The 23,704-nt window shown below is 56.4% G+C and carries 20 protein-coding genes; 4 read left to right on the top strand and 16 right to left on the bottom strand.

What is annotated here, in order from left to right; genetic code table 11:
- Nucleotides 1–217: 217 nt before the first annotated feature.
- From NA8A_RS17460 to NA8A_RS25145, 3 genes are read right to left on the bottom strand one after another with little or no spacing between them, the layout of a single operon-like run.
- Nucleotides 218–1,543: a glycosyltransferase gene (locus tag NA8A_RS17460; RefSeq protein WP_009451692.1), complete on the bottom strand. Its 1,326-nt coding sequence runs from the start codon at nt 1,541–1,543 to the stop codon at nt 218–220.
- The gene (locus NA8A_RS17455; RefSeq protein ID WP_040672966.1) at nt 1,533–2,603 is read right to left on the bottom strand and encodes a glycosyltransferase family 4 protein; all 1,071 of its coding nucleotides are present in this window, start codon (nt 2,601–2,603) and stop codon (nt 1,533–1,535) included. The genes NA8A_RS17460 and NA8A_RS17455 overlap by 11 nt, the downstream gene beginning before the upstream one ends.
- A 5-nt stretch (nt 2,604–2,608) precedes the next feature.
- The gene (locus NA8A_RS25145) at nt 2,609–2,947 is read right to left on the bottom strand and encodes a hypothetical protein (RefSeq protein WP_143088056.1); all 339 of its coding nucleotides are present in this window, start codon (nt 2,945–2,947) and stop codon (nt 2,609–2,611) included.
- Nucleotides 2,948–3,438: 491 nt separating this feature from the next.
- On the opposite strand from NA8A_RS25145, the gene NA8A_RS17445 reads away from it, so the two are divergent.
- Nucleotides 3,439–4,320 carry a sulfotransferase family 2 domain-containing protein gene (locus tag NA8A_RS17445; RefSeq protein WP_009451689.1) on the top strand — a complete coding sequence of 294 codons (882 nt, stop codon included), beginning with the start codon at nt 3,439–3,441 and terminating at the stop codon, nt 4,318–4,320.
- A 47-nt stretch (nt 4,321–4,367) separates the two neighbouring features.
- Here the strand turns inward: NA8A_RS17445 and NA8A_RS17440 are convergent, their stop codons facing one another.
- The 12 genes from NA8A_RS17440 to NA8A_RS17385 all read right to left on the bottom strand — a co-directional run bounded on the left by NA8A_RS17440 (nt 4,368) and on the right by NA8A_RS17385 (nt 19,236).
- Nucleotides 4,368–9,500 (bottom strand): FkbM family methyltransferase, encoded by a 5,133-nt coding sequence (locus tag NA8A_RS17440; protein ID WP_009451687.1) that lies wholly within the window; start codon nt 9,498–9,500, stop codon nt 4,368–4,370.
- A 131-nt stretch (nt 9,501–9,631) separates the two neighbouring features.
- Nucleotides 9,632–10,906, bottom strand: coding sequence for a UDP-N-acetyl-D-mannosamine dehydrogenase (wecC, locus tag NA8A_RS17435; protein WP_009451686.1), 1,275 nt, complete (start codon nt 10,904–10,906; stop codon nt 9,632–9,634).
- A gap of 6 nt (nt 10,907–10,912) precedes the next feature.
- Entirely contained in the window at nt 10,913–12,040 is a 1,128-nt protein-coding gene (wecB, locus tag NA8A_RS17430; RefSeq protein WP_009451685.1) for a non-hydrolyzing UDP-N-acetylglucosamine 2-epimerase, read from the bottom strand.
- Nucleotides 12,041–12,348: 308 nt separating this feature from the next.
- Nucleotides 12,349–13,104 carry an ABC transporter ATP-binding protein gene (locus NA8A_RS17425; RefSeq protein ID WP_009451684.1) on the bottom strand — a complete coding sequence of 252 codons (756 nt, stop codon included), beginning with the start codon at nt 13,102–13,104 and terminating at the stop codon, nt 12,349–12,351.
- Between the two features lie 6 nt (nt 13,105–13,110).
- Nucleotides 13,111–13,902, bottom strand: coding sequence for an ABC transporter permease (locus tag NA8A_RS17420; RefSeq protein ID WP_009451683.1), 792 nt, complete (start codon nt 13,900–13,902; stop codon nt 13,111–13,113).
- Nucleotides 13,903–14,193: 291 nt separating this feature from the next.
- A complete protein-coding gene (gene ehuA / locus NA8A_RS17415) occupies nt 14,194–14,973 on the bottom strand; it encodes an ectoine/hydroxyectoine ABC transporter ATP-binding protein EhuA (RefSeq protein ID WP_009451682.1) in 780 nt (259 codons plus the stop codon).
- The gene (gene ehuD / locus NA8A_RS17410) at nt 14,970–15,662 is read right to left on the bottom strand and encodes an ectoine/hydroxyectoine ABC transporter permease subunit EhuD (RefSeq protein ID WP_009451681.1); all 693 of its coding nucleotides are present in this window, start codon (nt 15,660–15,662) and stop codon (nt 14,970–14,972) included. The genes ehuA and ehuD overlap by 4 nt, the downstream gene beginning before the upstream one ends.
- Before the next feature lie 3 nt (nt 15,663–15,665).
- Nucleotides 15,666–16,337, bottom strand: coding sequence for an ectoine/hydroxyectoine ABC transporter permease subunit EhuC (gene ehuC / locus NA8A_RS17405; protein ID WP_040672962.1), 672 nt, complete (start codon nt 16,335–16,337; stop codon nt 15,666–15,668).
- 82 nt (nt 16,338–16,419) lie between these two features.
- Nucleotides 16,420–17,292 carry an ectoine/hydroxyectoine ABC transporter substrate-binding protein EhuB gene (ehuB, locus tag NA8A_RS17400; RefSeq protein WP_009451679.1) on the bottom strand — a complete coding sequence of 291 codons (873 nt, stop codon included), beginning with the start codon at nt 17,290–17,292 and terminating at the stop codon, nt 16,420–16,422.
- A gap of 267 nt (nt 17,293–17,559) precedes the next feature.
- Nucleotides 17,560–17,961, bottom strand: a complete 402-nt coding sequence (locus NA8A_RS17395; protein WP_009451678.1) for a DUF2177 family protein — start codon at nt 17,959–17,961, stop codon at nt 17,560–17,562.
- A gap of 31 nt (nt 17,962–17,992) precedes the next feature.
- Nucleotides 17,993–18,667: a ChrR family anti-sigma-E factor gene (locus NA8A_RS17390; RefSeq protein WP_009451677.1), complete on the bottom strand. Its 675-nt coding sequence runs from the start codon at nt 18,665–18,667 to the stop codon at nt 17,993–17,995.
- Nucleotides 18,664–19,236 (bottom strand): sigma-70 family RNA polymerase sigma factor, encoded by a 573-nt coding sequence (locus NA8A_RS17385; RefSeq protein WP_009451676.1) that lies wholly within the window; start codon nt 19,234–19,236, stop codon nt 18,664–18,666. Before NA8A_RS17385 ends, NA8A_RS17390 begins: the two co-directional genes overlap by 4 nt.
- 220 nt (nt 19,237–19,456) lie before the next feature.
- Here NA8A_RS17385 and NA8A_RS17380 point away from each other — a divergent pair, with 220 nt between their 5' ends.
- Genes NA8A_RS17380 through NA8A_RS17370 form a run of 3 tightly spaced genes read left to right on the top strand, consistent with a single transcriptional unit; the run spans nt 19,457 to nt 22,804 of the window.
- Nucleotides 19,457–20,797, top strand: coding sequence for an NAD(P)/FAD-dependent oxidoreductase (locus NA8A_RS17380; protein WP_009451675.1), 1,341 nt, complete (start codon nt 19,457–19,459; stop codon nt 20,795–20,797).
- Nucleotides 20,794–21,600: a DUF1365 domain-containing protein gene (locus NA8A_RS17375; protein ID WP_009451674.1), complete on the top strand. Its 807-nt coding sequence runs from the start codon at nt 20,794–20,796 to the stop codon at nt 21,598–21,600. Before NA8A_RS17380 ends, NA8A_RS17375 begins: the two co-directional genes overlap by 4 nt.
- Entirely contained in the window at nt 21,587–22,804 is a 1,218-nt protein-coding gene (locus NA8A_RS17370) for an SAM-dependent methyltransferase (protein ID WP_009451673.1), read from the top strand. Before NA8A_RS17375 ends, NA8A_RS17370 begins: the two co-directional genes overlap by 14 nt.
- Here the strand turns inward: NA8A_RS17370 and NA8A_RS17365 are convergent.
- Nucleotides 22,792–23,577: an SDR family NAD(P)-dependent oxidoreductase gene (locus NA8A_RS17365; protein ID WP_009451672.1), complete on the bottom strand. Its 786-nt coding sequence runs from the start codon at nt 23,575–23,577 to the stop codon at nt 22,792–22,794. The genes NA8A_RS17370 and NA8A_RS17365 overlap by 13 nt on opposite strands.
- Between the last annotated feature and the right edge of the window lie 127 nt (nt 23,578–23,704).

The raw sequence follows: 23,704 nt of genomic DNA, 5'->3' as shown, positions 1-23,704 counted from the left end.
CTCAAGACTGTATGCATGGGGTCAAATTCCAAGGTGCATGATCGGGGTCGAGCGCTACCTAGCCGTGAAGTACTTTCATTACAATGATCTAAGCCATCAATTATAATGTCTTCACATTGCATCCGAAGCGACGACACCCATAAGCCGCCAAGGCAAGCGGGGACGAAACAGGCCTTCTGTGGCTAGAGTGCCGGACATCAGCACGGCGCAGATGGCTTCAGCGACCCATTTTATCGTCGAGAATCTGCAACAATTCCTCTGCGCGGACTTCCCAGGTATTGCGCGCCAGAAAGGCATCGATGACGCCGCGCTCCACCACGGTACCGCATGCGCGTTCCAAGGCGTTGCAGAATGCGTCGACGGTCTCGACCGTGACCGTATAGGGATAGTTCCTTATCTGGGGCATCCGGAACGACACCACCGGTAGCCCAAAGGACAGATATTCATAAATCTTGATGGGATCGACACCATCGCTCAGGGCACCGATACGAAATGGTATGATGGCCGCACTCCATCGACGCGCATAGCGATGCAGTTCCTGCCAGGGCTTCGGCCCCAGAAGCTCCACATTGGGAGGCAGATTTCGGTCCTCAGGCGCCGAATGGCCAATAATCTCGAAACGGTATTGCGGGAGCCGGCGGGCAATCTCCTCAAACGCATCCCAGTTGAACCATGCGGACGAGAGATGGCCGAAATATCCCACGATAGGTGGCGAGGATTGCGGCTCGTGACGATAGTCGGGAGGCAGGAAATCGGTCTCCACGGCGTTGGGCATCAAGGCAACCTGACTGCCCGGCGCCAAGCGTTGCATCTTGGCGACCAGAGGAGTGGAAACGCAGTAAGTTCTATCCACCTGCGCAACCAGCCGGCTCTCCACTTCTGCATCAAACCAGCGCGCCATTCCAACCTTGGCGAACTCCTCCCAATCGTCCCTGCAGTCGTAGATAATCTTCCAGCCATTGGAGCGGAACAGCGCAATATATCGCTCGATGCCAGGATAGGGGTATGAGACAATGAAGAGCTTTCGAAGCGCACCCAGATCTTCCGTGGCAAACTCTTCCATCAACTGCATCGTCACGTCCACGGGGCTTTGAATAAGCGATGGATTTGCGGACACCGGCAGATCATCAAGCGGCCGACTGCGATGATAGCTGAACAGCACCGGCACCTTTCTTCCAAGCAAAGCCTGTGCCTGTCGTATGGGGCGGTTTCCTCTCGTTCCCTGAATGAAGGTCGTGCCAGAGAAGAGGAAAACGAATGCGCCGTCATTCCTCAGCCGGAGATCACAAGCAAGGCTGTGCCATTGTTCCCGCACCATCGCGCATTGCCGGGGCACCCACTCCGAGAATGCCTTGCCCCGTCTCAGTTCGGCAACCAGCCGAACCAAATCCACTGGCAATGAAAGCATGCGCCGCGGCGACTGCGCCGCAGAAACCAGAAGATGCCCCAGACGGAAGCTCGCGCTTTCGCGCAACCGTCTGTTTTCATCCTGCAACCGCTTCAATTCCGTTTGCACCGTCTCCAGCCCCGATTCAGGCAGCATTCATGCCTCCCAGGGCCTTTTCCATGCTCACAAGAAACGCTTGCGGGCCATAACGCGCGGCGAGCTCGTTGCGCAATTCTTCGACTTGAGCCGTATCCGGCCGGGAAAGGCGCCCGGCGGCAGCGGCCACCTCTTCGGGTCGCCATATGTCTAGCAACTGGACAAGGGGGCTGTCTGGGAAGACTTCCCTGAAAACCGGCAGATCGTTCGCGATGAGCGGGCAGCCGCAAAGCAGCGCTTCCGCCGCAGCCATGCCAAAGGACTCGTCACGCGATGTCACGAGCATGGCGCCGCCGCTTTCGGCGCTGCGGCAATAAATAGCCGGCAACATTCTGTTTTCGACGCGATCCAGCCAATCGACATCGGACGAAACACCCAGCTCACAGGCCAAATCAAAAAACGCGCGGGCCTGCTTCTCAGGGGCCGTGTATCCGCCTATCAGCGTAAGGCGAACATTTCCCAGAAGCTGCTTGAAAAGCGCGGTGTAAATCAATGCCAGCCGCCAATTCTTATGTTGGTCCAGTTTCCCCACCCAAACGAATTCACGGGTCAGGTCCTTTTCCTGCTCTTCACTCGTATCGGTAATCGGTCGAGGCGCGAAAAGATCGCTGTCGATAATGTTCGGCACCACACTCACGCGGTCGGCTTTGGGCAATCGGGCGCGCACAAGATTCGACGAGTAGACCGTCGGCACCATGATTCCCGAAAGTTTCGAAATGTCGACGTCGCGCAGATACGCCAGCCCCGCGCTGGTGGTGGTGTGAATATCCAGAAAGACCGGAACGCGATGAAATACGAGCCCTGCGGCAAGATCGAGCAGTTCCGGCGTATCGATGATTACCACGGCGTCGAAGCGACCGGCTCGAACCAGACGGCGGAATTTCGCAGGCGAGCCGAAGTGAATTCCTTGGCGCTCGGTCAAGACGGCTCCAAGGCCGTTGTCCTGCGTGAAAAAAAGCTCGCAATCGTGGCCGGCCCGCCGCAATGCGCCTTGCCGCAAGATCAACTGCGTCGATACGCCTCCGACGATCCCGTATCGATAGCCGTAAAGAATCCTCATCGGCTTCATGGCTCCCGATATTCCAGAGCATGCGCCCGCAGATAGGCGCGTAAGGCCGGATCGTCTTCGTCCTTCTTGCAGGCGGAGTGCCAGAAAACCTGCCACCCCATCATGCGCAATCGCGCCAAGCGCCTGAGAATTTCCGGATCCTGGCGGCACAAAATCAGCGTTCCCGGTGTCTTTGCCGCGTCGAGGCGGCGCGCCATCGAAACGACATCGTCCGTCTGCCAGGCCTTTGCTTTCAACGAAGGCAAGCCCCCTTCACAAGCCCCCAGAACCAGAACAGACGCTGCATCGAAGGTATCGCCGGTACCCAGCATTTTCCTGATTGAAGGCTTTTTCACCGCGCGCCTGCTTTTCCCCCAGAAAAGACGAAGCAAGCGTGGCACAAGCTTCAGTGTCTCACGTCCAGGAGGCCAGCCGGTGAGCAACCATCCACCCGCGCGATACCTGGCGCTATCGCGCAGGCGCCTCACCTCCTCTTCCCGCGCTGCAAGATCAGCGCGAAGGGCATCGATAAGACGGACGTGAATGTTGGGCGAACCATTCATGGGTTGCACTCACTGCTTTCTGATACCGGCGTAGCCACTGGAGCTTCATGTGATAGTGCAAACACCGAAAGGATCAACCCAAAGACCCCGCTCACTTTCCGTTGCAAGGGGTACCTCTACGTTGGTTGCGCAGTCTTGATAATTATCCTAGTTGAAATCGTTATGCAGGGGCATTCCTGACAACCCTGCCAGCCTGGGACAAGCGAATGTGACGCCAAGACTGAAACGGGTCCCAGGCTCGTTCTCATCAAAGACACTAGAATGCGGCTAGGAAAATCATCCATATGATGACAGGTGATGTTGCGGACTTATTCGGTATGCGTGTGCTCTTCTCGCAGGAACAGGCACGAGCGGAAGGGGCGCCTTTTCTCGCAAAGACAACCCTGCCATGGGACGAGCGTTTGAGCCTCGCCCGGGATTTCGCCAAATCCGGAAAGCCGGCCATCATCGACAATGCGTTCGGCTCCTGGTTCCGCTCACTCGCAGCCCTCAAGGCAGCAGGTGTCAAGGAAGCGGCCATCGTCATACCGGACAGTCAGAACTTTCTCAAAACGCCCCTGCGTACGGCTGTCGTGGTCGAGGAAGTAAAGGTTATCTTCCTGCCAATCTACAAATGCGGCACTTCTTCATTCCGCGCGCTCGCGCATACGCATTTTCAGGAATTTGCCGATCGCGATACAAGCAGCAGTACTTCGCTCAATCAATCGATCGACCCCACCGATGAGCGTTATCACGGATACAAGAAATTCACGTTCATACGAGAACCCATGGATCGCTTCGGTTCCTTCTTCCGCGACAAGCTGCTGGCGCCGAAGGGAAGTCCGAATGAAGAGCACTTCATTCGTCCAATTTCAGTTTTGATGGACGAAGATGTTTCTGCTGAAATGGCTGCGAAGTTCATCTCCCATATTCCCCCGGAATATTGCGACCCACACATCAAGCCTCAGTGGATGACCATCACGAGCCACGATCAGGTCCTTCCGGATTTTATCTTCAAGTTGGGAGACAATGAGCGTTTAAAGGAAATAGGAATAATTCACGATTTCCCAAAACGCCTTTCAACCGTTGGCCGCAAAAGCGCCTATGGTGAAGATGGAACATTGCCATCAGCAGAACTTATCGTTTCAGAATACTACAAAAAAGACAAAGAATTCTGGAATTCATGAAATAAATAAGCCGCTCCAATATTTTCGGCGCGGCTTATTTATGCGTATCACTCGATAAATTGGGACAGTTCCTGTTCGACTACTATTTTCTGAGCTGATTGGTTTCGGACACGCGCAGCCGCACCGCGCGACAGAGATACGAACAGATCGGGATTTTCAAACAGCCTCTCAATTCCATTGGCCATTGCGCGCGCATCCTCGGCGGGCACGAGCACGCCGCAGTCCTCATCCACGAATTCGGGGATTGCCGCAACTGAGTTGGTTATCGGAACAAGCCCTGAAGACATGGCTTCATCACGAGACACCCCTTGCGCGTCCATTCTCGTGGGAGTGAGGAAGATTCCATATTCCTTATGGAGGGATGCAATTTCGTTCTGGCTCAAAAACCGCCGTTCGATCTTAACATTCTCCACCCCCTGTAGGGGGCGCAATGTCTCTTCAAACAGAGCCCCATCGCCAACGATATGGAAATCCATGTCATTGAACCAAGGCTTGTCTTTGAGATAAACGATCGCCTCGACAGTCAAATCATTTGCATACTTTCTGGATGCAAATGGGCGGATAGACAAAACTTTTTTTCTATGACTCTCGTCTTTTTCTACATAATCAAAAAGATTTGTATTGATTGGATTATTTATAACCCTATATTTATCCTTATCAATATTTACGCCAACATCAGATATAACTTCTTCAGCGAAATAATTCGAAACAAAAACAAGCGATAAATTTTCGTGCATATCCTGGAGAACATGCCTCCAGAACGACATTCTTTTTTCGCTTTCCTGCTTCGCTTTTTCCAGCGCAACGCTGTCGGTATAATTATACTCGCGTCGATGCCAGGGCTGAACCTCCGCGCCATGCACCCAGACGGTGACCTTGACCTTATCGATATGGTTCTTGAGAACGGTCCACATGTCCGGGTCGAGGAAATGGACCAGAACATGCCGGTAATCGCCCTTTTTCAGCAGCGTTTCCAAAGCTTCTTGCGAACCGGTGATGACATCGACATCCTGAAACTCGTGATAGCCCAGCGCCTCCCCCTTACGCAGGCGGAAAACGTCAACGTCCACGCCGCGATCCTTGTAGGCCTTCACACGGCTGTGCACGAAGCCATTGCGGTATAGATCGCTGTAGCTTGGATAATGGTTCGTCAGCAGGAGATATTTGCTGCGGCCCACGACCTCGGCAGGATGCAGACGGCGTGCTCCCAGAACAAGCCCGTTGATCGTGGCATCGCCATTGCCGTAAATGCGCAAGCCCATGCGAATAAAAGCCGTGCCCTCAGGGATGCGCACTGAATGATTGCGATTGGATGGACGCACCTCTGCCGCGATCCTCTGCTTGTTTGCGTCAAGGAACAACAGAACCATCTGAAGATTCAGGCCAGGCGTCACGTCCAGATGAAATAACGCCAGATCGTTGAAATCCAGTTCCTCCGGCGTGACATCCTGAGCGGCATAAAGATAGTCATGCTTGCCGTCGGGCAGTGACGAACTCACCACCCAACCCGCACCCTCCACGCTCAAACGATAGGGCTTGTTCGCAGGGCTCTTGAAGAAGCCGGCGAGTTCCGCACCGGAAAGCACAGGCGCTTCATCTTCGGACTGCACTTCCGCTTCAATACCCTCCACGCGCGTCACGAGATCGGCGAGCGGTAAACCGACATCCAGATCGGCAAGATCGCTAACGGTGTTTTCAATTGCTTCCCGCTCAGCACCCTCAATATTGCCATCACGACAATAATTGAACGCATCTATGGAAAGGGCTCCAACCTCCTCAATCTCACCGTCAGCCAAATCCGAAGTAAACGCATTGAAGGAGAGGTCGGCAATTCTGGTCATATGAACAATCGCCGAGCGATACCGCAATTGCGGCACGAACTTGTATTCGAGGGCCGCGTCCGGTGCCTGAAGCTCCGCACTTTCACGCTTCCAAGAGAAGCACGTCCCCTTGCCGATCGCCAGCGCATCACTATAGCGGGTCGCCAGAACGAGGTCTGTCAGATAGTTCGTTCCGTAGAAATCCCCGGCGACCATACCCGCAATCCATTCGGAACCGGCAGCGATCTCACCGAGACCACGTTTATCGGACGCGTTGACAACCGTCACGTTCTGGCCCGCAGGAATACGCCTGCGCAAGGAGCGGGGCACGGCAAGGAGAAGCCGCTTCCTGTCATAGGTCTGGCGATTGAAATGGGAAAGAAGCGCATCGGCTTCCGCCTGCGTATTCGCATGTCCCGTCACAAGCACTTCCGGCAGGCGCTGTGGCGCGCGCGCCTCGTTGACCTTGGACAGCACATAAGAAAGCCGATCCTGATAAGTGTGCTCGCTCATCACCTTGCGTAGGCCCGCGAGGCGGAACTTTCGCAGCCGATATTCATCGCTATCGAGTTGCTCCAGCCTTCGAATAATCTCAGCGCCATCATCGCTGGTGATGACAAGATCACCGAATAGCAGCCGGACGCCACGTGAGTAGTTGCTGATCGTGATCGTGTTGGAAGCCAGCAACTCATATACGCGACGCGCGAACATGGTCTGCGATTGCTTGATGGAGTTCAGATTGATTGCATATCGATAGCCCTTATACGCCTTATCGATCTGCTCAAAGGGCAGGTTCCCTACGATAAAAGACTGATATTCATCGGGAAATTTATAATCAGGATGATCTTTTCCAAGATTACGATCATAAATTTCCAGCGGCCGATATTGTGACAGATGAGAAACGAAATTGCCCAGATCCCGCGTTCGCTCGGGGTAGCGAACATAATAGGCGCCAGCAAAGCAGAATGCGTCCCGGCGCTCATATTTCTCAATCGGATTGTTCACCTTGGGCTGACAGGCAAATGGAAGCAGGTACACACGCTCATGCCCCAAAGCCGCCTTGTAGCGATGGATGCAATCCATGTCCGTAGTGAAAACCAGATCGAACAGCCGCGCCGTGTTCAAAAAGGTCTCGAAGTGGACCGGATCTTCCTTGTTCCAGAAGGCGGTCGGAATTTTCCGCTCCCGGCACCACTGCACGATGCCCTTCAATTCCTGGCTGGTGTGACCGACTTTGCTGCCCCAAAGCTCGTCCTTGCCCCGCCAGGCCGCTTCGATGAACAGCATGTCGGGACGAAAGCCTTCAAGTTCTTCCAGCCAGGCATCCGGCGTCAGGGCGAACAGTTCGCATTCAGGCTGATACGATTGAAAGGTGAAATCATCCATGATGCAGGCCATCCGCAACTTCTTCTGCGGAATGTCCGTGATCCGTTCGGCGAAATTTGTAGAAAGAACAACCGGTGCAACCGGTTCATTCCGGTCAGCCTCGCTCGCTAAAATAGCTTTCCCTGACGCGCCACTACGATTGGAACGGGTCAGTTTCAGCAGGCGCCAAGGCAGCTTGACCGCCGATTTCCAGGATTGGCGGGCCTGCTTCAGATGTGTTGCCGCCTCGAAAGCGCGCGAACGCCGCACCTTATCGAGTTGCTGGGTGACCTTGCGATATTTGAGGTTTGTTGCATGCAACTGGTCTCGCAACCGCTTTTCGGCTACAGACGCTTCGGTGCGAGCTTGGGTAACACTGCTTTCCAGGAGCGCACTTTGTGCCCTTTGCCGCTCCTGCTGATCAGCGCGCTCCTGATGGAATGCCTCGCGCTCGGCTTCTAAGGATCGTTTGAGCTGCTCGAATTCCTGTGCCTGCAACCTGTATTTGTCGTGGCTTTCAGCAAGCTCCGCCTTCAAAGCTTCAAGCTGCGAACGCAGCTCAACCAATTCCCGGTCAGCGTCGTCATGGGTTTGCTCGAGCTCCCGAAGGGCCGCTTCTGCGGCCTCTCGCTTTTCGTCCACTTCCTGCATTCGCGTTTCCAATTCCGCATTTTCATCGCCGAGGCGCGCCAATTCAGTTTCAAACATGCTACGTTGCGCTTCCGCATGTCTGTCCGCAGCCGTCAATTCCTCCTGATGTGAAGATCGCCGGACCTCGATCTCCGCCTTCAGAGAAGCATTGAGTTGCACAGTCTCGTCATATCGCCGGTTTGCGACAGTCAGTTCGTCGCGGAGACCTCTTATCTCGGCCTGTCGTTCGTTAAGCTCACGCATGACCTGCGCGCTCGATGCCTCGATATCGAGCGCCTTTTCCTGTGTACCCTGGTGCTGGGTGAGCACTTCCTTGAGCTGTGCTTCAACCAGTGCTTTTCCGCGCTGGAGTTCTTCAAGGCGTTCTTCAAAGAGCTTTTTCTGAGCATCAGAGCGTTCGGAAACCAGCTGGAGGTCCTTCTCCCGAATCGTCTTTTGCAGCTCGACTTCGCGCTTCATCGATTGCTGCCGTTCGGAGACTTCGCGGTATTTCAGATTCGCATCGTGAAATCTTTGCTTCAGGACCGAAACCTGTTCCACTGCATCGTGATACTTCTTGTTGGCCTGATCGAGCTGGGAGCGCAGGCTATGAATACGCTCCTCGCGCTGGTAGCCCTCACGCACGAGCTTGGTCATGAGGCGATCAATGCGTTGCGCCTCCGTTACGCTTTCACCGCGCACGAAAAGATGTGTGGGCGTGGCGTTGAACGTGTCCCAGTAGCAATAATCGAACGGCTCCAGCCAATCGCGAATATTCTGAAAATCCTGCTCGTTCAGACACTCCACATACAGAAGCGGGCGATCTCGGCGCACGAGTTCCGAGGCCCCCTCGAGGACATCGATCTCCATGCCTTCCACATCGATCTTCATGGCTTCGACCGGCCTGTCGAAGATCAGATCGTCGAGGCGCATCACATCGATGATGTCGCCCTCATCCGATCCGATCGCGAGGGATTGGCCACCGAGGTTGCTTTCGTCGGTATGCCCGAAATGCGCCTTCGCAGGCTCTCGTCCGAGACCAACACAGTGAACTTCGACTTTCTTCGAAAGCTCGTTGGCTTCAACGCTCAGATTCAATGCTTCGCATAGCGAGGCATTCGGTTCGAACGCATGTACGCTGCAACCGACAACAGCAGCCAGATAAAGTGTGTGGTTGCCGACATTTGCGCCAATATCCAGGACAAGACCGTCGGGACGAACACGCTTGGCAATGTCACGAAGCATGGGCAGCTCGTAGGGCTGCTCCTCTTCGACAATCTTTTTCTGGATGTAGTCGGTCTCCTGGTTCGGCAGCGCAATGAGATATTCAGCGCCGTCGATCGATATCCGATTGAAACCAGTCATTTCAAAAGCCTCTCAGAAGATGCCCGAGCGGCCCGAACATGCTGAGCGCTGGTATTTTCACCATACTTCGCGCCCCATTCGAACCGTCCTTCCCCTGACAAATGCCCCCGACAGTTACATGGATTCCTTTTTTAACCCGCTTTCATCACCCCAGCGATGGCACCGGAAAAATCCAGGGTGGAAACGCCGCGTAAAAGCTGCGAAGTCTTGAAGGCCTTGTGCCCCACAAGCACCACATGAATATCCGCGCTGCTCACGGCCTCTTCAAGCGCCGATAACTGCGCTGTCCCCAGATTGGTTGGCAAACTGTCAACATGAGGCTCGACAACGAGGACATGCCCGCCAAAATCGGCGCAAAAGCGCTTCACGATTTCAATGGATGGGCTCTCACGCAGATCGTCGATGTCCGGCTTGAAGCTCAAACCGAAACAGGCAACCTTCACACTGGCTGCCGTTCGATCCGGATTGGAAAGCAGGAACTCGCTGACCGCGTGGCGAATTTTCTCCACCACCCATTCAGGCTTGCCATCGTTCACTTCACGCGCAGTGCGAATGAGACGAGCCTCGTCCGGGGTCTTCGCAACGATGAACCACGGATCGACCGCGATACAATGCCCGCCGACACCTGGGCCTGGCTGCAGAATGTTCACTCGCGGATGATGATTTGCCAGACGGATCAGCTCCCAGACGTCAATGCCCAATCTGTCGCAGATGATCGAAAGCTCGTTGGCGAACGCGATATTCACATCGCGGAAGCTGTTTTCGGTCAGCTTGCACATCTCGGCGGTACGCGCATTCGTGATGATGCATTCGCCTTCCACGAAGGTCTTGTAAAGTTCGGCCGCAGCATCGGAGCAACGCCGTGTCATGCCGCCGATGACGCGATCATTGGCAACCAGCTCCTTCAGCACATGCCCCGGCAAGACCCGCTCGGGACAATGGGCCACGCGGATGTCAGAATTCTCGCCATGCGTTTGCGGGAAGGTGAGATCCGGTCGCTTTTCCTGAAGCCACTCAGCCATCTCCTCCGTCGCGCCCACGGGAGACGTGGATTCCAGAATGACGAGATCACCCTTCTTCAACACCGGGGCGATGGCGAAACTGGCTTCCCGAATATATCTCAAATCCGGTTGATGCCCGTCGACAAAGGGGGTCGGCACCGCAATCAAAAAGGCATCCGCAGGCTCAGGCGTCGTTGTCGCCCGCAGCAAGCCTTGCGTGACCGCAGCACGCACCACCATGTCGAGATCCGGCTCGACAATATGGATTTCGCCCCGGTTGATCGTCTCGACAGCCTTCACATTAATATCGACGCCGATGACAGTCTTTCTGCGCGACGCCAAAACCGCTGCGGTCGGCAGACCGATATATCCGAGACCAATGACGGAAACCGTTTCATAGCTCATGCGACGTCAGGCCTTCCTGAATGCTGCCAATGCCGACAGGATGCGCTCGCACGCCTTGCCGTCACCATAGGGGTTATGAGCAAAGCTCATGCGCTCATACGCATCCTTGTCGGAAAGAAGCGTGGCGATTTCGCCAGCAATCTTGCCGGCATCCGTTCCCACCAATTTCACCGTACCGGCAGCCACCGCTTCGGGACGTTCGGTCGTGTCGCGCATGACAAGAACGGGTTTTCCCAAGGAAGGGGCCTCTTCCTGAACGCCGCCGGAATCCGTCACAACGATGTGCGACCGGTTCATCAGGTGAACGAAAGGCAAATAATCGAGCGGTTCGATCAGATGAATGCGATCATTGGTGCTAAGAAGGCGGCGAACCGGCTCCTGTACATTGGGATTGAGATGCACCGGGTAGACGATTTCCACGTCGGGGAACCGTGAAACCGTCTCCGCCAAGGCCGTGCAGATTCTCTCAAAACCTCCACCGAAACTCTCGCGGCGGTGACCCGTGACGAGAATCAGCCGCTTGCTTTCGTCCAGAAATGCAAATTGGTCACAGAAACGCTCCTGCGCTGGAGCATCGTCTTTGAGCGTACCAACGACATGAAAGAGCGCATCGACAACCGTGTTGCCGGTGACGTGAATACCTGCGGGGTCGATGCCTTCGCGCAGCAGATTGGCCTTCGCCGTTTCAGTAGGCGCGAAATGCAGTTCAGCCAATGCGCCAGTCAGCTTGCGATTGGCTTCCTCGGGCCACGGAGAATAGAGGTTCCCCGTGCGCAGCCCCGCCTCGACATGTCCCACCGGGATACGCTGATAATATGCAGCCAGAGTTGCCGCAAAAGTTGTAGCGGTGTCACCGTGAACAAGAACAATATCGGGCTGAAACTCCTTCAATATCTCACGCATCCCGACGACAATCTTCGCAGTGACATCGGTCAGGTCCTGGCCGGGCTGCATGACATCCAGATCGAACGCGGGAGACAAGCCGAACAGCTCCAGCGCCTGATCGAGCATTTGCCGATGCTGCGCCGTTATGCAGAGCCTCGCTTCGAAACGCTCATCCTGATCCAGAGCAAGAATCAGGGGCGCCATCTTGATCGCCTCAGGCCGCGTCCCGACTACGGACAATACTCTCATAAATCCAGCAACCTCATGAGCCGTCGCAAACCAAGCACCGCTCAAAAGGTAGCCAGGGTTGCGTCTACGAATCCATTTCGCGTCTTATTTGCGCAACAGGCTCTTTGCAAGAATTCAAATCATTTACAACATACAAATTTCACGAACGCCGATGAAATATAATTCAAAAAATATATCAATTGCGAAATTTTTTGGCAATTCAACCCAAGGTTTATTAGAATTACATATTTATGAAAATTAATATTTTTAAACGACCATCAAAACACACCGAAAATAATAATCTATTTTTCTTTTCTCATAAAATATAACTATTTTCTTTCATTTCTCTCTGTAAGCCATTTCTGGTATTTTGGATAAACATCTCCAATTGGACCAAAGTCACGAATTTCGCCTTTATCTATCCACATTATCTCATTGACCCAGTCATCAAGAACACGCCGGGAATGACTTGCCAAAATCAGTATTTTTGAGCGCTCTATAAGCTTTGACTGAAGACCGCCAACGGTTGCATTGAGAGAAGGGTCAGCAACGTTGATCCATTCATCCATGATCAGTATTTCACCGCGAACCAACCGCAGCAAACTCATCACGAGCCGGGAGCGCATACCTGCAGAATAGCTCTGCATCGGCAGCTCGAAATAACCGCCCAGGCCTGAGAGCTCCTTCACTTCCTCTACGTAACGGGAGACCATACTTTGCGGGACACGCATATAAAGGCATTTGAGCTCAGCATTCTGCCGACCCGTAAGCTCAGGTCGCAGCCCGGAACCAAGTGCGAATTGAGGGCTCACCGTCCCCTCGACCGACACACGCCCCGATTGCGCAGCCACAGCGCCCGCGCAGAGCTTTAAGAGAGTGGATTTCCCCGATCCATTGATCCCGACAAGGCCGACGCGATCCCCGTCTTTGAGCGACAGGGAAATGTTGCGAAGGGCAGCAATCTCAAGATAGCGCTTGCCAACAATGATCTGGGCGCCGACCGATCCACCCTTCAGCCCGGAGGCTCCTCCCCGCTTGCGCAGGTAATAGCTGACGCTGGCATTTTCTATGTCGATCCGAGCCATGATCTTCTATTTCAGATTTCGGATAAAATTGCGGGAGCCGAGATAGGCAAGCGTGCCCGCCACGCAGATCGCCGCCGTGACCGCAAGGGCGATGAGCCAGTCAGACGGGTTAAAAACCTGAATGCCCATCGTCTGCCTTGCCATCGACAGAAAGTAGGACACCGGATTGTAGGTCGTGAGCAATCCGCGAACGCCGCCAGTCACTTCATTGGCGCTCCAGAACACGGGAGAGGCGAAGAACAAGAAGCGGACGCCGACCTGAAATAGTGTCCTGGTATCCGGGAACAGTATCGTGATGATGTTCACCAGATAGGCTCCGAAGAACGACGCGGCCACAATCATCAAGGCGAATGGAAGAAAGAGAACAAGGCTGGCGCCAAGTTTGTCGTGAAAAAAAACTATCGCGACAAGCGCCAAAGAAACGAGGTTCAACCCATATGAAAACAACCGGTCGACGAGAATTTTCCCGAAAAGACCGGGAACCGAGAGACCATTGTGAACAGCAAAATCAAGCCGTTTCTGTATGATATCGGTGCTTCCAGTTATCGTTTCAGCGATAAAACTCCAAAGTATGTATCCAACGAACACATACAGAAAGAAATCGCTCTGCGGCATCGATTCCGAATGATGGAAGATCAGCGACAGCATGACCACGAAGCACAAGGATGAAAGGGGCCCCCAGAGAACGCCAAGCCTTGCGCCGTGATGCTGAGCTTTTGCCTCGATATAACTGATGTGGAAAAAACGTATGGCCGCGGAAAGATAGGGCCGGATACTCTTCCAAAGCGCCATGGTCATTATCGTCCGGGCAAAGGTTCCATTGCTGGTCGCTTACAACTACGAGGGGGCAACCGCAACCGTCATCCCTTCATTCCTGTCTGTCCCAGCGGTCAGACAGCAACAGCGCTGCCGTTAAAACGTGACGTGATCGACGCAAATGCCCCTCGGAACTGGCTGCTGGCGACACCTTCAATGCAGAATCACGTTTTCAAACATTCCGAAATTCTTTGAAGATGCCGCATGCACCACTGCCGCGAAAAAAGAGGATCGACCGGGTCTTCGGCGTTTCAGGCAGAAGAGGTACGGCCTCTAGCCGTCGTCCAGCACCGCGCGCAGGAAGTCCTGGGTACGTTCCTCCGTTGGGGCAGTGAAAAGCTCTTCCGGCGCACCTTCTTCACGGATAGCGCCAGCATCGATGAAACAGACCCGGTCGGAGATTTCGCGGGCAAAGCGCATCTCATGGGTCACCAGAAGCATTGTCAGATCGTGCTCCTCCGCAAGCTTGCGGATCACTTCCTGCACCTCACCCACCAGCTCCGGATCGAGCGCCGAGGTCGGCTCGTCGAAAAGCAATATATCGGGGCGCATCGCCAGTGCGCGGGCTATCGCAACGCGCTGCTGCTGCCCCCCGGACAGCTGATAGGGAAATTTGTCGGCGTGTTCGGTCAGGCCGACCATATCGAGAAGCCCCATGGCGCGCTCTCTGGCCTCGGCCTTGCCGACCTTCAACACGTGCACCGGCGCCTCGGTGATGTTGCGCAACACCGTCATGTGCGGAAACAGGTTGAAGCTCTGGAATACCATGCCAAGCCGTGTCCGCATCCGGTGCAGATGCGCCTCGGAGGCAGGCTTCAGCGTGCCATCAGCGGCTTTCTCATGCCACAGAGGCTCGTCTCCTACCCAGACCACACCATCGGAGATATCCTCCAGGGTCATGAGAATGCGCAGTATCGTGGACTTTCCCGAGCCGGAAGGTCCAATGATCGTAACCTTTTCGCCAGGGGCAACAGTGAAGTCGAGGCCATCGAGAACCGTCACGTCGCCGAAACGCTTCACCACCTTTTCAAATCTGATGATCGGTTCTGTCATTTCAGCGGTATCCCCGTTTTGGGCAGCGCCATGTCGAGGCGCTTGACGCCCTGGGCAGCCAGCAGCGTCATGATGAGATAGAGACCGCCCACCATGGAAAGCGGCACCAAGTAATTGAACGTGCGGTCGCCAATAATTGTTGCGACATTCAGAAGCTCGAGCACCGTCACCACAGAGAGGACGGGAACATCCTTGCTGATCGAGACCAGGTAATTGCCCATCGCCGGCACGATGCGGGGGATGGCCTGGGGCAGAATGATATGGGTGAAAGTGCGGGTCGGCGCGAAATTGAGAGCGCGCGCCGCCTCGTGCTGGCCGATGGGAACGGCTTCGATCCCCGCGCGATAAACCTCCGACAGATAGGCGGAATACTGAACGCCAAGCGCGATCGCACCCGTCAGAAAGGCTGGCAAAACGATGCCGAATTCCGGCAGCACATAATAAAGGAAGAAGAGCTGGATCAGGAGCGGCGTGTCACGCAGGAACTCCGAAATCAACCGTGTCGGCCATGAAACAAGACGCGTTGGCGCGGCCTTCAAAACCGCCAGCACGAGCCCCAGAACAACCGCGATGAAGAACCCCAGCACGGTCGCCTGAAGCGTCACCCACAAACCATGTAGAAGGATTGGAAAGATCGAGACGGCCAGCGTCCAGCTGTTGGTTGCGTCCCATTCGATACCGAAGAGCATGGGCTATCTCCCCGCCGGACGCCAGCGGCCAACGCCGCGCGCCAGAAGCCGCATCAACGCGGTCAGAACCAGCGCCATGCCGAAATACATGAGGATGACGAGCGTATAGATTGTCGGGCTGTCCTGTGTGTAGTTGCGCAGCTGCTCGGCGCGCATCGCAAGATCCGCGAGTGAGATGAGAGAGACGAGAGCCGTATCCTTGAGGTTCTGGATCGCCAGATTGTCGAAGGGGGGCATCATCTCGGGAATGGCTTGCGGGAGAGCGATCCGGAACAAGGTCTGACGCCGGGTGCAGTTGAGCGCTTTGGCTGCTTCATACTGACTGCGGGCCACCGCCTGCACCGCGCCGCGCACCACTTCCGCTCCGTAAGCGCCGATGTTGAGCGACAAGGCCAGAATTCCGGCCACGACTGGCGGAAGCCGCAGGTTCACACCAATCGCCTCGCCGACTAGCGGCAATGCAAAATAAAGCCAGAACAGCTGAACGAGCAGCGACGTTCCTCGAAACACCTCGATATAGGCAACCGAAAGCCAGCGCAGCGCACGATTGGACGAGAGCTTACCGAGGCCGGCCGCAAACGACAGCAGCGCCCCGAAGATGGTCGACCAAAAAGTCAACTGGATCGTCACCCAAGCCCCCTCCCACAGGACGGGGAGGTAATCGGTCCAGGTCATTTCATTCATGCACGCTCCATTCGCAGGCAGCAAGGTCGGCGCACCGGCGGATCATCTCAAACCCGCCGGTGCTCCCGCTTGGTTACTCAGAGGCGCTGCACAGCTCTTCCGTCGTGCGCTCGCCGGAACCTTTCACATCGGCATCCGAAAAACCGTAGGAGGTGAGGATTTCCCTCCACTCGTCGGTTTCCTTGAACTTTGCGAGTTCACCGTTCACCGCATCGCGCAGGCCCTCGGAACCCTGCGCAAAGGTGAAGCCGCCCCAGCTGCGCACCGGATTGCCGTCAATCACCGGATCGGTGAAATTGGCAGCCACTTCAACCTTGTCGGACTTCTCCGCAAGATTGGCGGCGGTCAGGCTGGTGGCCGCGTAGGCATCGGCACGCCCGGTAGAAACGTTCGAGATCGCATCCGAGTTTGCCGAAAGCGTCACAATCTGTCCTTCCGGCACACCAAGCGCCTGCATCATTTCAAGTTGATCGGCGCCAGCCATGATGGCGATCTTCAGATCCTTGTTCTCAGCGAAATCCGAATAGGCGTGAACATCCTTGGGATTGCCATCAGCCACCAGAAGCCCCTCGCCATAGGAGCTGTTGGGCTCGGAGAAGAGCACGGTCTGGCAACGCTGCGGCAGAATTGCCATCTCGGCTGCGACCATATCGAAACGGTCGGCCTTGAGGCCCGGTATCAGCGAGGAAAAATCCGTGGTGATCCATTCGATCTTTTCAACACCAAGCGCATCCATGATGTGCTTCGCCACATCGGGGCCCGCTCCTTTGGCAGCGCCGGTCGGATCGACGAACCCGTAGGGGATTTCGTTGGCCACGGCGATGCGGATCGTGCCGTTTTCCTTGATTTCGTCGAGTGATGCGGCATTAACCGCGGTCGCACTGAACATGAGGGCCGTGCCGGCAAGGAGCGTCGCCATCTTCATGGAAATTCGTTCGATACTCAAAGTTTATCCTTCCGTTCCGGTTTCCAGTTCAGGCAAGAACCTAAGCTTTCTGCGCAGAATGTCAAAAAATGGACAAAAATTTCGGAGTTAAGATCAGAGCCTTCGCACGAAAAATAATTCACTAAACGAATTTTATTTCGCGGATATGACGTTCGAATCCCGTCATACACATGGGATGAGAGGCTTCTTTCGACCGAGCCTTTTCAGCCGGGTCGGGAAGCAGAGGTCTTGTGGAAAATGATGGAGCGGCGGCGGCGCTTTTTCAGCTCAGCGCGAAAAATGCATGGCGACCATGTACCCGGCCGCTGCAGCCGTTCCTGTGAGGAACGCTCCCCAGGCAATATCGACAACGGTCACGGCCATCGACCAGTTGCGCAAGGTGGCAAGATTGGTCATGTCGTAGGTGCCATAGGCGATGAGACCGAGGATGGCGCCGGCTGCAAAGGCGCTCAGTGCAGTTCCGCTGCTCAATGCGGGCGCTACCGCGAAATAAACGATACCCGCGACATAGACGAGATAGAACAGGCCGGCAGCAGCCAGGTTCGGCTGGGCTAGCAGCATATCGCCCATCCGCGAGCGGTAGAAATCGACCGCAATCCGCGACAGCCAAACATAGTCGATGGCGAAAAAGACGACTGCGGTGGCGATATAAGCGACGATGTAGCTCATGAGGCCTGCTTCTTGCCTTCGCGGTTGCGGTTCAGATACCCAATACCGGCTGCACGAGACGTACCAGCCAGCTGCGGAATTTTAGCGGCGCATCGGTAACTGCGAGACAGATGCAATCCTCACCGGGCGTGGCAACAGGCTGATGCTCGAGCGTTTCATCGGCCTCTTCCAGATCGCCACGCGCAAAAACTTCGCCGCCATCATTGAAGCTTCCGGACAGGACCAGGGTGAGTTCGCGGCCGCCATGACCATGCTCGGGCACCGGCTTTCCGGCCGGTATGCGCAACAGGCGCACGCTGGTGCTTTTGTCGGCAGTGGGGATGAGGATGTGATAGGCCCCGCGCCCTAGAGGGCGCCATTTGAGTGAGCCGACATCGCCACCCGCATAGGAGCGCAACGGCTCTGGAAGGACGATTGCATCGCGGGAGACGGGACGAGGCGTATCGACACCACCGCTTAAAGCTCCGCCACCGGCGGCAAGGCGCGTGCGCATTGCGCTCCACGCATCGTCGTCGTCCGCGGTGGAGCTTTCCGGTTGCTCTTCTTCGATCAATGCGCCGGCGGTCAGTTCCATGACGGCAAGGCGGCGGCGGGATTGCGGGCACAGCGCAAGGTGCGAGGCCACTGCAATACGCCATCCTTCCGACAGGCTTCCCGACGCGTAATCCAGCAAAAGCTCGTCGCTGACCTGGTGGCGCACGCTCATGGCCGCTCCCCCAGTGCTGAGCGCAGCTTGCCGAAAGCAAGCCTTATGCGCGATTTCACGGTGCCCAGAGGCAAAGCCAAACGGGAGGCGATTTCACTGTGGGAAACCTCCTCGAAGAAGGCGAGATGCAACAGGTCCCGCTGCTCGGCGGGCAGTCCCTTCATGGCTTCGTGCAAGCGAGCCTCTGCCTCGCGCGCCTCGAAGGCCGCATCGGCGGGCTGCTCAGGATCCGGCACGAAAGCCGGATCGTTGGGATCGAAATCGGCGCGTCTTGTTCGCCTGAAACTGTCAGTGCGCAGATTTCGGGCGATGGTAAATATCCAGGCGGACACGTTGCCCTTTTCCGCATCGAACAGCGCGGCCTTTCGCCAGACCGTCATCATTGTTTCCTGCATCAGCTCTTCAGCCATCTGTGGGTCGCGCACAAGCCGCATCATGTAAGAGCGGATGCGCGGTGCATAATTCCGGAAAACGACTTCAAAGGCCTCCATGCTTGCGTCCCTGCCCACAGCAGCAAGCAGGCGGGCCATGTCGCCTTCCTCCGTCTCGGAACGATCTCCGTCTTCCATCTTCCTCCGCCTACAAGACGCCATCGGCCGCACCTTTACGGGGTGCTGCATCAAAAAAGCTGCCTGTTCGACAGGCCGTGCCGGAGACAGTTCCAGGTTCATGCCACGCTCTACGGGCGAACCTGACAAGCAGATCACTCGAAGAAATATTCTCCGGCTACCAATCCATAACATGGCGCGCCGCGTAACAAGGAGAAAGTTTCCGGGAAAGGAACATCCCTTGGTTGCCACCACGCGCCCTTCAAACAAAAAACGCGTCGCCGTGATCGGAAGCGGCATAGCCGGGCTTTCCGCAGCCTGGCTTCTGGGTAAGAGCGCTTCAGTCACGCTCTATGAGGCGGAGATGCGCCCCGGCGGTCATGCGAATACCGTCGATGTGGAAACAGCCGACGGACCTGTCGCTATCGACACGGGATTCATCGTCTACAATGAGCGCAACTATCCCAACCTTGTGGCTTTGTTTAAGCAGCTTGGCGTTCCCACCCAGCTCTCCGACATGTCCTTTGCCGCATCTTTGGATCAGGGCCGCTTCGAATATTCGGGATCCGGACTCAAGGGGTTGCTGGGACAGAAGACCAACCTGATGCGCCCCCGTTTCTGGCGCATGGTCAATGACATCCGGCGCTTCTATCGCGAGGCTTCCGGGCTTCTGGCAAAGCCCGGACTCGCCAGCGTGACCCTTGGCGAATATCTCGACGGCGCAGACTACAGCGCAGCATTCATCGAAGACCATCTTCTGCCCATGGGTGCAGCGATCTGGTCCACCACAGCACGCGAAATGCGCGCCTACCCGCTTTTCGCATTTATTCGCTTCTTCGAGCGCCACGGGCTCCTGCTTCTCAAGGACCGGCCTCGCTGGCGCACCGTTTGCGGCGGTAGCCGGACCTATGTTTCCAGGCTTCTGGAAGACTTTTCGGGTGAATTGCGGCTGCACACTCCCGTTCTGCGTGTCTATCGGGGCGATGACGGGGTGACGGTCCTTGACGGAACGGGGCATTCCGACACATTCGATGACGTCGTGATCGCTGTCCATGCAGATCAGGCACTGGCGATGCTCGATGACCCGAGTCCGGAAGAAAGCCGCCTGCTCGGCGCCTTCGCCTACACACCCAATACGGCCGTTCTGCACAAGGCCCGGACGCTGATGCCACGCCGGCGTTCGGTCTGGTCGAGCTGGAACTACGTTTCGGACGGAAATGGCGGCGACGATGCCCAGCTCTGCGTAACCTACTGGATGAACCAGCTGCAGAATCTCGGCACCCGGGAACAGTTCTTCGTGACACTGAACCCCATTCGCCCGATACCCGATGGACAGGTTATCCGGGCGTTCGACTATGCGCATCCCCTGTTCGACCGGCGCGCACTCTCGGCGCAAAGCGGGCTGCACGCACTGCAGGGCAAGCGCAACACGTGGTTCTGCGGTGCCTATTTCGGCAGTGGTTTCCATGAAGACGGGATCAAGGCCGGCCTCGCGGTGGCGGAGGAGCTGAGTGGCATCGAGCGCCCCTGGGTCGTGGAAGCCGGCGCACCACCCCTCACCGGACTGGTGGCGGCTGAATGACCAGGCGATCGGCGATCTATGAAGGCCAGGTGGTGCATGTGCGCTCCAGCCCGCGCGCGCATCGGCTGAACTATCGCGTATTCTCGCTTTTCCTCGATCTGGACGAGCTGCCGGAGCTTTCCCGGAAATCCCGAATGTTCGGCCACAACCGCAGGGCCGTCTTCTCCTTTTGGGACAGCGACCATGGTGCCGGCGAAGCAAGAGGACTGCGTGCCTGGGTCGACAAGCAGATTTCAGCCGCCGGTCTCGATAGCCGCCGGATGCGCGTCGGCGTGCTCTGCTATCCGCGCATCTTCGGTTATGTTTTCAATCCGCTGACCGTCTATTTCTGCCATGACGACACGGAGCGGCTTCGCCTCGTCATATACGAAGTGTGCAACACGTTCGCAGAGCGGCACAGCTATCTGATCCCGGTGCAGGACGATACCGACGAACCGACGCGCCATGAATGCGCCAAGGAACTCTACGTTTCCCCGTTCCTCTCGATGGATTGCCGATACCGTTTCACCATCACTCCCCCGGCGGAAAGGGTGCGCATCGCGATTGACGAAACGGAGGCAGGCAACCGGGTCCTTTATGCCGCCTTTGCAGGTTCGCATCGCCATTTCAGCGACAAATCGCTGCTGCGCCTGCTGATCGCCTATCCCCTCATGACCCTGAAGGTGACCGGAGCAATCCATTTCGAAGCGTTGAAACTTTGGTTCAAAGGCGTCCCGTTCCACAAGCACCAGCCGGCGCAAAACCCTATCGACAGAACAATCATTCCCGTGAAAGCGAAGGCGTTTCATCATGAGCCACATTGAAAACGCTTCCCGAGCTCCAGCCGTCTCCGCCGGGCCTCTCTGGCAAAGAATCCTCTGCCGCTGGGCCGATGCCATCGCGTTCGGGCGTATCACGCTCAGCTTTCCCGATGGCCGCACACACGAAGCCGCTGGTTCCCGGCAGGGCCCATCTGCGCGGCTTCATTTCGTTTCGGGCCGCGCCTTCATGCAGCTTTTGACCGGTGGCGATCTCGGGTTCGCACGCGCCTTCATGGACGGGCATGTGGAGACACCCAATCTCGATGCCCTGCTTGAGCTTGCGATTGCCAATGAAAGCGCATGGGGCGGCATTCTCGACACATCAGCCCTCGTCTCGCGTTTCGACTTCCTGCGCCACAGGCTGCGTCGCAATTCCCGCGCGGGAAGCCGGCGAAACATCGCCTTCCACTACGATCTCGGCAATGCCTTCTATGCCCAATGGCTCGATAGCACGATGACCTATTCATCGGCGCTTTTCACGCGCGAGGGCCAGAGTCTTGAGGACGCCCAGACAGAAAAATATGACCGCATCCTCAGGCGGCTGCGGATCGGCCCGCAGGATCATGTGCTGGAAATCGGATGCGGTTGGGGCGGGTTTGCAGAACACGCCATCCGAACAACCGGCTGCCGGGTGACAGGGCTGACGCTATCGAAAGAGCAGGCTGTCTTTGCCCGCCAACGGCTGGAGAAAGCCGGGCTGAAGGGCCGGGCCGATATCCGCATCGAAGACTATCGCGATTGCGAGGGGACCTTTGACAAGATCGTTTCCATCGAGATGTTCGAGGCCGTCGGAGAAGAGAACTGGGCGCTCTATTTCGACCAGTTGCGGCGCCTTCTCAAGCCGCAAGGCAAGGCGATGGTTCAGGTCATCACGATCGATGAGGGACGGTTCGAAACCTATCGCCGCAGGGCCGATTTCATCCAGACATACATTTTTCCCGGCGGGTTTCTGCCATCTGTCACCGCATTCGAAAACGTTGCATCTTGCGGCGCTCTGAAGGTCACCGACTGTTTTCGGTTTGGCGGAGATTACGCAGCCACGCTCGATGAGTGGGAAAAGAAATTCAGACCCGCCTGGCCTGCTGTGGCCAAGCTCGGCTTCGATGAGCGCTTCCATCGCATGTGGCTCTATTATCTTGCCTATTGCAGGGTCGGTTTCCGAACGGGGCGGATCGATGTGGCGCAATTCGAACTTCAGAGGTCCTGAGGGTCGCGGACCAGTCGCCGCATGAGGAAAAAGCGAAACCCGGCTGGAAGCGCGTGCAACAGACGAATGACGATGCGCATCTTCCATGGGAAGACGATCTCATAACGCCCATCGGCAAGTCCACGCTCAATCGCTTCGGCGGCCTCCTGCGCCGAGATGAGAAACGGCATCGGAAAATCGTTCTTTTCCGTCAGGGGCGTATCGACAAAACCGGGATTGATTACCGTGACGGCAACGTTCCGGCGCTCTGCTTCCGGTCGCATTGCCTCGCACAGATTGTTGAGCGCGGCCTTCGTGGCGCCATAGGTCGCGCCGCCCGGCAATCCATTATAGCCAGCAACCGATGCCATCACGGCCACATGGCCGCGCCGGCGCTCCATCATGGCGGCAAGAACGGGTTCGAGCGCGTTCATTGTGCCGAACAGATTCACTTCGATCATGGTACGCGCACGCTCGATCGTGAAGTTGAACGCTCCGTCGCGCCGATAGGTGCCCGCAGCCAGAACCGCAAGTTCGACGGGCCCATGCTCCTGCTCCAGGAGCACGAAACTATCGCGCACGGCCTGCGCATCCGTCACATCGAGCGGACAGGCAAAGATGCGGCCTTTCCCGTCGACAGCCAGCGCCTCCAGGGCTTCAGCACTGCGCGCGCTCACGGCTACCCGCCAGCCCTTCCTGGCAAGATGCAGGGCAAGCGCACGACCGATGCCTGAGCTGCCGCCTGTTATCCAAGCCAGCCTGCCCTTGTTCTCATCACTCCTGCCCAGCAGCATATGGCAACTCCCTTTGCCTGTTCTGTTTTCAATACGCTTTCCCTTCAGCGACGGTTCACATCGACCACCGCGGTGAACCGCCAGACGCACTCGCGCGTTAGACTTGATATCCGCGACGGTTTTTTCC

Source organism: Nitratireductor indicus C115 (assembly GCF_000300515.1).
In the GTDB taxonomy this organism is placed as follows: Bacteria; Pseudomonadota; Alphaproteobacteria; order Rhizobiales; family Rhizobiaceae; genus Nitratireductor; species Nitratireductor indicus.
Note: the sequence above shows the minus strand (reverse complement) of the source record. Positions and strands in the feature narration are given on the sequence as shown.